Annotated in this window: 15 protein-coding genes; 7 read left to right on the top strand and 8 right to left on the bottom strand. The window is 35.1% G+C overall.

Annotation, left to right across the window (positions count from 1 at the left end):
• Positions 1-19 precede the first annotated feature (19 nt).
• Entirely contained in the window at positions 20-979 is a 960-nt protein-coding gene (gene yhaM / locus ACERII_RS07970) for a 3'-5' exoribonuclease YhaM (protein ID WP_373641428.1), read from the top strand.
• A 620-nt stretch (positions 980-1599) separates the two neighbouring features.
• Here yhaM and ACERII_RS07965 read toward each other — a convergent pair.
• Complete coding sequence (locus ACERII_RS07965; RefSeq protein WP_373641387.1) at positions 1600-1899, bottom strand: hypothetical protein; 300 nt, start codon at positions 1897-1899, stop codon at positions 1600-1602.
• Positions 1900-2046: 147 nt separating this feature from the next.
• On the opposite strand from ACERII_RS07965, the gene ACERII_RS07960 reads away from it, so the two are divergent.
• Positions 2047-2328 (top strand): sporulation YhaL family protein, encoded by a 282-nt coding sequence (locus ACERII_RS07960; RefSeq protein WP_373641385.1) that lies wholly within the window; start codon positions 2047-2049, stop codon positions 2326-2328.
• A 360-nt stretch (positions 2329-2688) separates the two neighbouring features.
• Here the strand turns inward: ACERII_RS07960 and ACERII_RS07955 are convergent, their stop codons facing one another.
• Together ACERII_RS07955 and ACERII_RS07950 are read right to left on the bottom strand one after the other, a co-directional pair.
• Positions 2689-3567 carry a foldase protein PrsA gene (locus ACERII_RS07955; protein ID WP_373641383.1) on the bottom strand — a complete coding sequence of 293 codons (879 nt, stop codon included), beginning with the start codon at positions 3565-3567 and terminating at the stop codon, positions 2689-2691.
• A gap of 185 nt (positions 3568-3752) precedes the next feature.
• Positions 3753-3932: a hypothetical protein gene (locus ACERII_RS07950; RefSeq protein ID WP_373641381.1), complete on the bottom strand. Its 180-nt coding sequence runs from the start codon at positions 3930-3932 to the stop codon at positions 3753-3755.
• A 110-nt stretch (positions 3933-4042) separates the two neighbouring features.
• Between ACERII_RS07950 and ACERII_RS07945 the strand changes: the two genes are divergently transcribed.
• Positions 4043-4630, top strand: coding sequence for a YpmS family protein (locus tag ACERII_RS07945; protein ID WP_373641380.1), 588 nt, complete (start codon positions 4043-4045; stop codon positions 4628-4630).
• 74 nt (positions 4631-4704) lie between these two features.
• Here ACERII_RS07945 and ACERII_RS07940 read toward each other — a convergent pair whose 3' ends face one another.
• From ACERII_RS07940 to ACERII_RS07920, 5 genes are all read right to left on the bottom strand, one after another.
• Entirely contained in the window at positions 4705-5262 is a 558-nt protein-coding gene (locus ACERII_RS07940; protein ID WP_373641379.1) for a DUF3267 domain-containing protein, read from the bottom strand.
• A gap of 180 nt (positions 5263-5442) precedes the next feature.
• Positions 5443-6027: an HTH-type transcriptional regulator Hpr gene (locus ACERII_RS07935; protein WP_373641378.1), complete on the bottom strand. Its 585-nt coding sequence runs from the start codon at positions 6025-6027 to the stop codon at positions 5443-5445.
• A 180-nt stretch (positions 6028-6207) separates the two neighbouring features.
• Positions 6208-6570: a YtxH domain-containing protein gene (locus tag ACERII_RS07930; protein WP_373641376.1), complete on the bottom strand. Its 363-nt coding sequence runs from the start codon at positions 6568-6570 to the stop codon at positions 6208-6210.
• Positions 6571-6666: 96 nt separating this feature from the next.
• Positions 6667-7749 carry a 3-phosphoserine/phosphohydroxythreonine transaminase gene (gene serC, locus ACERII_RS07925; protein WP_373641375.1) on the bottom strand — a complete coding sequence of 361 codons (1083 nt, stop codon included), beginning with the start codon at positions 7747-7749 and terminating at the stop codon, positions 6667-6669.
• Positions 7750-7935: 186 nt separating this feature from the next.
• A complete protein-coding gene (locus ACERII_RS07920; RefSeq protein ID WP_373641373.1) occupies positions 7936-8367 on the bottom strand; it encodes an HIT family protein in 432 nt (143 codons plus the stop codon).
• A 118-nt stretch (positions 8368-8485) separates the two neighbouring features.
• Between ACERII_RS07920 and ACERII_RS07915 the strand changes: the two genes are divergently transcribed.
• The 4 genes from ACERII_RS07915 (at position 8486) to ACERII_RS07900 (ending at position 12557) form a co-directional block, all read left to right on the top strand.
• Positions 8486-9634 (top strand): MFS transporter, encoded by a 1149-nt coding sequence (locus ACERII_RS07915; protein WP_373641371.1) that lies wholly within the window; start codon positions 8486-8488, stop codon positions 9632-9634.
• A gap of 211 nt (positions 9635-9845) precedes the next feature.
• Complete coding sequence (locus ACERII_RS07910; RefSeq protein WP_373641370.1) at positions 9846-10595, top strand: ABC transporter ATP-binding protein; 750 nt, start codon at positions 9846-9848, stop codon at positions 10593-10595.
• Positions 10585-11799 carry an ABC transporter permease gene (locus ACERII_RS07905; RefSeq protein ID WP_373641368.1) on the top strand — a complete coding sequence of 405 codons (1215 nt, stop codon included), beginning with the start codon at positions 10585-10587 and terminating at the stop codon, positions 11797-11799. The genes ACERII_RS07910 and ACERII_RS07905 overlap by 11 nt, the downstream gene beginning before the upstream one ends.
• Positions 11800-11819: 20 nt before the next feature.
• Positions 11820-12557, top strand: a complete 738-nt coding sequence (locus ACERII_RS07900; protein ID WP_373641366.1) for an EcsC family protein — start codon at positions 11820-11822, stop codon at positions 12555-12557.
• Positions 12558-12811 lie beyond the last annotated feature (254 nt).

The raw sequence follows: 12811 nt of genomic DNA, 5'->3' as shown, positions 1-12811 counted from the left end.
GTCTATGGAGGGAAAAATGATGAAGAAGGGTATTAACCAGTATCAAATAGGAGACAACATTGAATTGTACTTACTAATAAAGAATGCAAAGAAAGGAACTGCTAGTAATGGCAAGCCGTTTTTGACATTACACATGTCAGATCAAACTGGTGAAATAGAGGCGAAACTTTGGAGTATTTCCCCAGATGATGAGAATACATTTGTTAGTTCTTCCATTGTACATGTTCAAGGAGAAATACAAGATTTTCGAGGGATGCGACAACTGAAAATTAAGGCAATTCGCCCTACGACTAGTATGGATCAAGTAAAACTTGCAGACTACTTACCTACAGCACCTTTAGATCCTAGCGAAATGCTAGAGAGGGTTACTCAATATATTTTTGAAATGGAAAATGCAAAAATTCAAAGAATTACTCGGCACTTGTTAAAAAAACATCAACAAGCTTTCTTAGAATCTCCTGCTGCTACCAAAAATCACCATGAGTATGTTTCAGGTTTAGCGTATCATGTTGTTTCTATGTTGGAGCTTGCAAAGAGCATTACCACTTTATATCCATCTTTAGATAAGGACTTATTGTATGCAGGTGTCATACTTCACGACTTAGGGAAAGTTAGGGAACTAGCAGGGCCGATTGTAGCAAAATACACATTGGAGGGCAATCTACTAGGACATATCTCTATTATTGTTACCGAAATACAAGAGGCTGCGAAGGAATTAGAAATTGATAGCGAGGAAGTACTTATACTCCAGCATTTAGTTTTAAGTCATCATGGCAAAGGCGAGTGGGGTAGTCCGAAAGTTCCTGTAGTTCGTGAAGCTGAAATTCTTCATATGATTGATAATATAGATGCTAAAATGAACATGATGGACCGAGCACTGGAGAGGGTTCCACCAGGGGAATTTAGTGAACGAGTATTTGCAATGGATAACAGATCGTTCTATAAGCCAACCTTTCACGAACCCCCGATTGATATTTAGGGAGAAAGGGAGAACCTTTTGGGACTTTCTGCATTATACGGTCTTTGAATTGGTTTTGTTTTTGCTACTTTGGTTTAAATGGAAAAATAACAGATCATCGCTCTCTTGATCAGGAGGCTTTCCAGTTCCCCACAGCAAAGAAAACACCGTGAAGAATGAACGGATGTCGCACATGTGTGCCCTTGGGTGGAATGCGAACATACTGAATGGAATACAATTCGACAAGGTTATTAAAAGTAAATAGTTTAAGTCATCTTGATATCACATAATTTCAGGATGTACAAACAAAAGCTGAGCAAAGGAATCAATCCTTCTCAGCTTTTGTTTGTTAAGCAAGAAACTATATTTTTAGACCAGTGGATAACTAGTTGTGTCATGGGTAGAAGTCCAACTCCAGTGCCTACTTGATCCTCGGTAAACTCGTTCGCAAAGCTGCATAGGAGCCTATTCAGGCAGTTCTTCGCTCGAGGGTCAAATAACCTGCCCGATTAAAAGTAATAAGGACTTTTTATCGTCCAGAACATTTGCACTTCGCCGGGATACAGGATGTCAACATGATGCCGGCCCACAGGACGTGGGCTGCTTTTAGACGGAATTAGGGCGCCTTGCGCTTTTCTTTCTTACGTCATCAACCTATTTTCGCTACTTTCTATCTTTTCTACCTCTTCTAATACATCTACACGCACTTCATTTTTATAGAGTTCAAAACACTCTGATTTTAACCACTCACGCCATGTCATTGATTTACATTGCTCAAATATATCTCTCCAGTAAGCAATTAAAAATATCTCTACTCTTTCATGTACTATTGGAAAATATATTAACGGTGTTATTGTCTTGCTTTCTATTGTATTCATTGTATACTCAACTAACGATTGCTGAATTTCTTCATAGGACATTTCTCCAAGCTTTTTCTGCATTTGTAATCCTCCTATGTAAAGTAGTTATATTTTCTTTTCCCATTTCTAAAAACTTTAAAACTTTCTATCATAATTTTGAATATTTCATAGTAAAGATAGAGTAGTTACTAATTTTTGATAGAAACTTTAATAGAAAAGGAGATAACAATGAATCCAATTACCATTATTTTTTCGCTTATTGGTGTTCTGTTTCTTGCATTTGTAGTACGATTACTTTCCCTAACATCTGTTGGAGGTATGGTTGTATCTGCTCCGTGGTGGGTGTATGTCATTTATTTGGGGATATTATTTAGTGCAGTGATGTTTGTTTATTCATTAATTGAAGAGAAAAGAAAGGAACATAAACTGATTGAAGAAGAAGGAGAACGGTTTTTGACACGTTTCAAGGAAAGAAACACATCAAAGTCTGTTTTGACTGATCAAAATTAATAAGTATCTACCCTCGTAATTGTTGTTAAGTATTCCATTATCTATTACCCACTCCCTTTCCTATGGGCAAAGGCGTCATGTCGCCTAGCAAGTTTTCATGATCACGAAAATAACGGTTGAAAAAAAAGGTGTGTCCCAAGCAAAATTCTGTCTTGGAACACACCCTTTATTAAAAGATAAGAATTTATAAAAATTTTTGAACTTAGAAAGGTGTCTAGCTCCAGGCGCCAGGACCTCGTGTCAAATAACCTGGCCGATTAAAAAGTAAAAAGCACTTTTTATCGTCCAGAACATTTGCATTTCGGTTCTGAGAGGGCGCCTTGCGCTTTTCTTAATGGAATTTGGTTTAACGATGAAAGCTTATTGATTATATACAGGTAAAGAGAACTGCTCATCAAGAACATTAACTTCTACATTCTTGAATAATTCTTGTTGTGCTTCGCCCATTCGATAGTACATTCTGTCGTGGATTGCACCACGTAATTGGTCACGTACTTCCTCAAAATCATCTTCAAAAGCATTTCGGTCTGTTACTTCAATAATATGATATCCATGTTGAGAGCGAACTGGCTCGCTAATTTCACCTATTTCCAGAGAAAAAGCCGCTTCTTCAAACGGTGGAACCATTGAACCTCTTGAGAAAAATCCAAGATCCCCGCCTGCTTGTCCAGAACCTGGATCAGTTGAATGGTTCTCTGCCAAGACTTCAAAATCTTCACCATCTTGTAATTGTGCATAAATATCTAGTGCTGTTTCTTCATCAGCTACAAGAATATGTCTAGCTTGTACCTCTTCACCACGATCATACTCTTCCTGTAATTGTTCTTCAGAAACCTCACCATCAAAGCCGACTAGCTCCTGTAAAACTAGTTGAACAATAAGACGATTTCTTAACTCCTGTTCCCCTTGAATTTGTTGCATTTGAAGGAACATATCAAATTCCTCGTCATTAGAAACACCTAAAGTTTCTTTTAATTCTTCAATTTCAGCATCTATATCTTCTTCTGAGATTCCTAGTTCACTTGCTTCATTTTTCATAATTTTAACTTCTACTAATTCGGCCAATACTCGTTCCCCATACTGATCTTTTAAAGATTGTACAAATTCAGATTCGGTAATATCACCAGCACTTGTTTCTACAACAATATCACCATCATTTTGGGTGTTTTCTGTATTATTAGCACAAGCAGCTATTAATAAAAATAAAGTAGTTAAAATAATAAGCATGATCTTTTTCATGGTGTTCACTCCTATAAATTTTGTTTATTCAACGAACATTACCTACTATAGCACAGTAAGGGGATATTTGGAAATACCATCTAAAAAAACAAAAAAGGTATGGCTAAGGGATCATCCTTTTACCATACCTTACACTAGATATCCATCCGTCATTTAACAAAAAGCATCTTCTAAATCCTCCATTATTATACAACAAATATTCGGAAATAGGACGATGTTAAAAGTATCGTAATTAATACATTAATTGTACGGAACACCTTGGATTGTTTTTCCTCGGGTATTTCTTTTTGTATACAAAGTGTATTTGTCATAGAATTAATTACAAATAAATAAAAAATAGAAAATAGAAAGAATGGAATAGCCATTTAGTAACCTCCAGATATTCGGTCTCCTTCTTTACTTTAACAAAATATGTGTAAAATGAATAGTAATCTGCTAAAATTCTTAATAAAATTATTAAATTTGGGGGAAAATAATGAAATTAAAGAAAAAAAATCCATGGAAAATAGCATTTATAACTTTATTTACCTTCCTAGTTCTTGTAATTGTAAGTAGCTATTTATTATTTAGTTCATTATTTACATCCAGTGGAACTAGCTTTAGACAGCTACCTGAATTTAGCAGAACAGAAGGAGCTCAATTTATTGTTTCTACTTCAAAAGAAGATATAAATTACTGGTTAAAAAAAGAGCTTCAGAAAGAGCAGGAAGGGTCTCAACAATATGATCTGTTCTTTGATGATTTCGTTTACTTTCAAACAGAGTTAAATGTATTAGGCGTAACCATTCCTATGCAAATGACACTAGAGCCTCAAGTTACGGAAAGTGGTAATTTACAACTTTTTGAAAAGAGCTTTCAGATAGGGAATTTTAATTTACCTTCAGAAAGAATATTCCAATTAATGGATGCAACAGTTGAATTACCCGATTGGATTTATATTTATCCTATGGATAGAAAACTCTATTTAGATATTGCAAATAGTATTACACATGATATTCAAGTGAGTATAAAAACTTTTAATTTACAAGAAAATCAAATAGAAATTGAATTAATAATTCCATAAGGTATATAGGTATAAGCTATTGTATCAACAGTTACGTTGAAATAGAACTAAAATATAAAAGCCCTAATATTTCATTAGGGCTGAGTTTTTGGAGAATGTACGGACTTACATAGTATATGATAGCCATTTTCGTATTCCTCAATTAGAGACTTGCTAGGAGCTGATTTTATGTGCATAAAGTGCAAATAATCATAAAAGCATATTCCCATATTTACTGCAGATATAATTGCCATATAGTGCATTAGATGAGGAAATAATACAGATAGTACAATGGAAATGGTAGTGATCGATATTGCAGGTAAAGAGATTGCTATCAATAATACTCTTTTTGGAACTGTATCCTTCGTTGAGAAGTAAACATAAGGCCATTGATTTTTTCTTATCCCAAAAGTCGCTCTTCTACCTGAAATCCATATAGGTAAGCAATGAAGCACCAAATGTAAAGGAATAACTACAATGAGTAATAGTATAAAGAAGATGATTCCGTAATCAACAAAAGATATATTTGAGGTAAACGTACTAATTACAACAAAGTGTACCATAAAGTATCCAAGTGCAATTAGTGCCGACATAATCCAAAGTCGTTCTTTTCCAAATTCAGTTTCAATACAAATTGATTTCCAACAATTCACAAGTTACACCCGCCCTTAATCAAAACATCATACTTTAGTAATTTACGCTCTTAACTAAAATAAATCAAGACTTTTTTTAGTAAATTTTTTTGACAAGGAAAAAGGATGTATAAACGGTCATTTTTCAGACACAAATATACATCCTATTAACTATGTTTAAAAAATTATACGGTTGTTTACTTATGACGATTTCGCTTCCGACTCACTTTTAGATAAGGAAACTAATTTCCCGTCTTCCTCTTTAAACTCCGTTTCAATTTTTGATATGGAATTTTCAAAAATACCCATAAAATCTTGGCCATAAATATGTTTAACAATACTCATAAGCTCAGAAAATTCTGGGAACTTACCGTACAATTCCTTTATAGGGAGGGAACCACTATAAACCCCGTAATTTGTAGGGTTATATGTTTCCAACGTTTCAACAAGAAGATTTTCTCCTTCTTTTGTTAAGAAAACATACGTATTCCGTTTGTCTGTTTGACGTTTTGAAAAAGTAAGTAGACCTCTTTCCTCCAACTTTTTAGAAAAGTTAAAAGCAGTAGAAACATGCATAACTCCAAATTTGGCTATGTCAGAAATAGAAGCTCCTTCTAACTGATAAGCAATAAGTAAAATATGATGTTCATTAATATTTAAATCATATGGTTTAATCCAGTTCTGCCAATCCTTTTCTATGGATTTCCACAAAGCCTTACTTAACTGAGCAACTTTGTGGCTATACAAAATGGATTGTTTAATGGATTCCGCTTTGTGCTGATCCATAATGCCCCCCCATCCTATCCTCAAAAACGAAGTTTTTTTTTATTCATTATTTTACTAGGAAAATGATATTAACATCATAACATAATGTCTTAAAAATTCTCAATACCATTTCAGTATTTTCTGAAAATTTTAACTTAATTTAAGGCGCACCCCAGTCAGGAGGGGTGCTCCTTATCATTATCAAAAAACTCGTGTGCTTACTACTTCTTTTAATCGCTCAATTAATAGTTCTAATTCTATTGCTAGATTTTTGAATTCTTCTAGGAAAGGTTTAATCTCTTCTTTAAAAATATCAATTTTTTCATTTATTTCGGGTAACTTTTTTCGTATTAGATTAATGCCTTCCTCTTTTAAGTCAACACCTAACGAAATAAGCTCAAGTAAATCTTGTTTTATGAAAACCCAATTTTCAACTATTGCATCACGACATGCTGATAATTCATATCGTAACTTTTTCCCTGATACAGGTGTTGATAACAATACAGTGGAACCCAAAATTATTCCACCTGTGAACAATCCTAGTACATATGTTGTTTTTTTCATGTTCTCACCTTTCTTAGGGTTGAATAATTTTCCAATAAGTAATATTATAATAATTTTTTTATGGTAGTCCAAAAATATATATGTTAGTTTTGTATTTTATTGATTGTTGTTCTGAAATTCTTTCATGAATGTAGCAAGGGTCTCTACATGCTCTTTTGGTACTGCGTTATAAATGGAAGCTCTGCATCCACCAACAGATCGGTGTCCTTTGATTCCTATAAAACCTGCTTCATCAGCTTCTTTAATAAACTTCTTTTCTAATACTTCATCTGATATTCTAAACGTGACATTCATTAATGATCTGCTGTCTTTATCACTATGTCCAACATAAAAGCCATTACTTTCATCTATGACATTATATAGTAAAGCTGCTTTTTCATTTGCTGCAACGTTCATTGCTTTAACCCCACCATTATCTTCTATCCATTTCATAACTAAGCCTAGTAAATAAATAGAACCAGTAGGTGGTGTATGATATAACGATTCACCTTTCGCATGCGTATCGTAGCTTAAAATTTTTGGAATATCTTTATTTCCATCTTTCATTAACGATTTTTTCATTATTACTACTGTTATCCCAGATGGACCTGCGTTTTTTTGTGCTCCAGCATAAACTACATCAACATTATCCCAATTTATTTCCTGACTAAAAATGTCACTAGATGCATCAACAAATACAGGAGCATTCCCTTTAAGAGGTAACTGCTGCCATTGTGTTCCGAAAATTGTGTTATTTGAAGTTACGTGAACGTAAGCTGTATCTTCTGAACATGAGCTAAGATCTACTTCAGGGATGGTGCGATATTCACTGTCTTGTGAAGAAGCAATTGTGTATACACTTCCAACTCTTTCTGCTTCTTGATAGGCTTTTTCTGACCAAGAGCCTGTTAGTACATAAGCACCTTTCTTCTCAGGTGTTAAGAAATTCATTGGTAACATCGCAAATTGAAGACTGGCACCACCTTGAAGAAATAATATCTCAAAGTCATCGGGAACCTCCAATAAGGATCGAACACGATTCATTGCTTGGAAATGGATATCTTCATACAATGGGGCACGATGACTTAACTCTACTACAGATAGACCAGAATCTTCATAATTAAACATAGACTCCTGAGCTGTCTTAATTACCTCTGCAGGAAGTGCACTTGGACCAGGGTTAAAATTTAACTTTTTCATGAATTACCCTCCATTTTTCTATATACCTTATGTCTTTCAGTAAGGTACTTTTGTCTTTTGCTTAAAACAATTCGACATGTTTTTTATAAATCCTTTTTCTATTTTTTAAATTTATATTCGAGAATATGGAAAAAGAGGGTGTGCCTAGAGTATACATTCATCTTTAGACACACCCTTTTTATGTAATTAAGTAAGTTTGCTTGTAATTTCAGTTGCAATAGATTGTAAATCTTCACTAGTATACTTGTTACTATGATCATGCCAAACAGCTCCATAACCGTCGCCTTTTCCATAGCGAGGGAGAAGGTGAACATGATAATGAAATACAGACTGTCCAGCTTCTTTTCCATTATTATTCAACAAGTTCATTCCTACTGGTGAAAAAGCTTGTTTCAGTGCATTTGCAATTTTAGGAACAACTGAAAAAACCGCCTTTGCACTTTCTTCAGATAGTTCGTACACATTTTCTTCATGAACCTTAGGTATTACTAGTGTATGTCCTTTTGTAACTTGGCTTAAGTCTAGAAAAGCTAACACTTTATCGTCCTCATATACCTTTGATGCTGGAATATCTCCATTTACAATTTTGCAAAAAATACAGTCATCATGATAAGCCATGCTAGATCACCTCACAGTAATTTTTTTCTATATTACCACATTTTAGCTCAGAATAAAAAATGCATGTCTATTATAAAGGTTGTACTCATAAAAATAATGGAGTAAGGGGGAGGTCAAAATGCAAAACAGAAAGGAAAAATTAGTCCTATTTATCATACTGTTTTTTCTTTTTATCAGTATTCATATGCAATTTCCTGTTTTCACTCCATTAGCAGTTTCGTTAGGGGCAGGGAGCTTCCTCGTTGGGGTAATGCTTAGTACAACTTCTTTTGTAAACTTAACAGGGAATATTGTGGCAGGATCTTATATTGATCGATTTGGTGCAAGGTTATTTATTGTTATACCTCTTTTCCTATTAACTCTATCTTTGTTTGCACATACTTTTATTGAAGAAACAGCACATTTATTTATTTTGCGCGTTGTTAATGGTTTTATACTTGCTTTCTTGACCCCAGCATGTATGACAATGCTTGCGGCTTATGCTAAGAATAGTCATGAGCAAAGTAAAAATATGGCGATGAATACGCTGATGGTAACTTTAGCAATGACGATAGCTCCTATGTTAGGTGGTTTTTTAGGTGAGAGGTTTGGGGCGGACGGAGCTTATTATGCGATAAGTTTCACTTCTGGTATTGCATTTATATTAGCTTTTTGCTTTTTATCAAATCCAAGAACTCGGAATAGAAGAGGAAAAAAATCACAAGGCATTCTCCAGCTTTTCTTTTATACGCCACTTTTACCGGTTTTCTTAACAGGGTTTGCTGTTATGTTTGCTCAAGGAACGTTAATGTACGAGCTTCCTTTCTTGTCAGTAGAGCAAGGAATGACAAAAGGGTTGGTTGGACGAATGGCAGGTGTTATGGGAGTGGGAACATTGCTAGTGTTAGCGTTCGTATTTATTCACCGTATTTCTGCCACTGTTAGAACAATTATTGGATTGTGTATGTTAGCTTTAGCACAATGTTGGATGATGATGGCGGGAGTAGTACCACCATATGCAAGTTTACTTTTATTTGGAGCAGCAACTGGCATTATTTTTCCAGCAATGATGACGTTGGTAACAGAAAATATAGGGGAAGGAGATCGAGGAAAAGCGTTTGCGTTTCTTTCCGCTGTTTTTTCTGTTGGAACAATATCAGCTCCCTTTATTGCAGGAGCAGTAAGAACTTTCTTGTCTCCATATTATGTCTCCTGGCTCGTATTAATGGTCGTAATTACAATGATGGGTTTATTGTTAACAACAAAAAGAAAAGCTGTAGTTATCTGAAGATGGAAAAGCGATCAGGCTGAAGTGCTGGAATAGTATCCAACAAAGTTAGTAATACTCGATAAGTTACTTATAATTGATAACACGTATTTTCAGGGTAGCCTTTGAAAAAGTAACGACCTTACATTTACTAAAGATAACTTTTCAACTCTTATAATTTTCGTTATAGTAAAGATGGAACAAGTTGGCAGAAAGAGAAGGAGAAATGATGATGGAAACTTTATTGACGATAAATAACGTAACTGGCGGTTATCAGAGAAATAGACCCGTTTTACATGATGTATCCTTTTCCGTAAATAAACATGAGATTGTTGGATTAATAGGACTAAATGGTGCGGGGAAAAGCACGACTATTAAGCATATTTTAGGGCTAATGGAACCACATGAAGGTGATGTTAAGCTTTTGGGGAAAACGTGGACGGAAAGTGGAGATGAGTACAGACAAAACTTAGCTTATATTCCTGAAATGCCACTATTGTATGAAGAGATGACGTTATGGGAGCATTTAGAGCTAACTGCAATGGCGTATGGGATAGAAGAAGCAACATTTAAGAGACGCGCAGACGAATTATTAAAAGAATTCCGTATGGAAAAAATGGTGAAGTGGTTCCCAAGTCACTTTTCCAAAGGGATGAGACAAAAGGTCATGATTATGTGTGCATTTCTTATTCATCCTTCGCTTTACGTTGCGGACGAGCCCTTCGTGGGACTAGATCCAATTGGTATTAAATCTTTTTTAGACCGTATGGTAGAGATGAAGAATCAGGGATGTGGAATCCTAATGTCCACACATATATTAGCTACGGCAGAAAAGTATTGTGATCGATTTGTTTTGCTTCATGATGGACGGATTATTTTGATGGGAACACTGAAGGAATTACAAGAACAAGCAAACATGCATGGTGCAGATTTAGACGAAATTTACGTGGAAATGACGAGGGTAGATAGAGATGTTGAGTGAAAAGGAGCTATGGCAAAAAAGAAGAAGTGAATATTGGACAATGGCTATCAAATATCTGAAACTCATAGGAAATAGCGGCTTTTTATTTACTATATACCTATTGTTTGTGTTTGGAAGCTATTACTATGGACAATTACTTGAATGGCTCCCGGAAACATTTCCAGCCACTTTATTTTTTACAATAGTTCTTACATGGTTTATTACACGAGGAAGAGTACGAACGTTTGCGAAGCAAGGTGATCTGTTTTTCTTAACACCACGAGAGCGAAAGTTAACAAGCTACTTTCGTTCATCGATTGTATATAGCTGGATCATGGAAACAGCTTGGTTATTCTTAGTCATGCTACTTTTAGCTCCCTTGTTTTTCGATCGGATTAGTTCGTCAGGTACTATGTTTCTTTCTATTCTAATGTTATTAAGTGGTCTTAAGCTTTGGAACCTATTATCAGGTTTTGAAGAACAACGTATTCAGGAAAAAAATAGATTTCTCCTCCATACAATGATTCGTTTGGGATTAAATGGGGTAGGAGTTTATGCATTATTTTCCTTACAACCTATTAGTATCATTGGTGGAATTGCCGTAGCTTTGATTATTTTTTATGTAGGTTACTTCTATAAATTATCAAAGCTTCATAGTTTAAAGTGGGAACGGTTAGTGGAAATCGAAGGTCAGACAGTTATGACTTTTTATCGTATTGCGAATTCATTTACAGATGTACCAGCATTAAAGTCAAAAGTAAGGCCGAGGATTTGGCTTTCTTCCTTGTTCAAGCTAGTGTCCTACAAAAAGCAACATGTATATCACTATATGTTTAGCCGGGCGTTTGTTCGATCGAATGACTATTTCGGTATATATATTCGACTTACTTTAATTGGACTGCTTTTAGTCAGTATCGTTCAACTGGATTGGGGAAGATGGTTTATCGTTGGATTATTTGCATACATGACCGCTTTGCAAATCGAAACATTAAGACATCATTACGATACTAGCAATATGGTGGAGTTATATCCTGTTTCCTCTCAAGAAAAATTCGGGAGCCATAAATATTGGCTGTTTGTACTAGGGGCAATTCAAGGAGTACTCTTTAGTACGGTAGCAATAGTAACTGTTAACTTTATCGAAGGTGCTATCAGTCTTATTATTGTACTCGTTGTATATTCCTTTCATGGTTTTGTACGATTACCTAAAGTCTACGCAGGATAAACATTATTAGGAGGGGTTTTGTGACAGCATACGAAGAAAAAATTCAGCGTGAGCTAGATCGATGGGAGAATAAAACAGTTCGCCCCCTCTCCATTACTGGGAAAATGACCAAAGGCTGGCAAGAAAAAATAAATAAAAAAATTCCTGAGAAGATTCATCAAACAGTATCTGAAAGCGTTAAGCACATGATAAGAGCTACTCTAGCAGGGAGTGATTACTTATCAGATCAGGAAGTTTTAAAAGAATCTTCCATAGAAGAACGGGAAGAATTGCTAGAGAAAAGAATTGTAATGTATAAACGGACAGCTGCAGTAGAGGGTGCTGGAACAGGTGCAGGAGGAATTTTTCTAGGTTTAGCAGATTTTCCTTTACTGTTAAGCATTAAAATGAAGTTTTTGTTTGATGCAGCAAAAATATATGGGCATGATGTTTCTGATTACAGAGAGAGGTTGTTCCTTTTGCAAGTCTTTCAGCTAGCTTTTTCAAAGGATACGAAGAAGAAGAATACTCTGGAAAAAATAAAAATGTGGGAAATAGAGAAAGCGAATCTTCCTGCACAACAAAGCTATTTAGATTCTATCGACTGGAAGACCTTTCAATTAGAATATCGTGATTTTATTGATTTACCGAAAACGTTACAGTTGATACCAGGATTTGGTGCCATCGTTGGCGCTGTTGCTAATTATCATTATCTTGACATATTAGCGTATCATGCGAAAAATAGTTTTCGCCATCGACTTTTAAAACAAGTTGATTAATTTTTAGATCTTTTATAGTGTGATGGCAGGTGCTGTTTCTAGCATGTTTTACATGTATAGAAGCGGCACTTTTTTTGAAAGGTAAAAGTATATAATTTTTGAACTTAGAAAGGTGTCTAGCTCCAGGCGCCAGGACCTCGTGTCAAATAACCAGGCCGATTAAAAAGTAAAAAGCACTTTTTATCGTCCAGAACATTTGCATTTCGGTCCTGAGAGGGCGCCTTGCGCTTTTTTTATTGTATTCGAGTAGGAAG

Source organism: Evansella sp. AB-rgal1, assembly GCF_041820985.1.
GTDB lineage: Bacteria > Bacillota > Bacilli > Bacillales > Salisediminibacteriaceae > Evansella.
The sequence above is the reverse complement of the archived record's forward strand: the minus strand, read 5'-3'. Positions and strand labels throughout refer to the sequence as shown.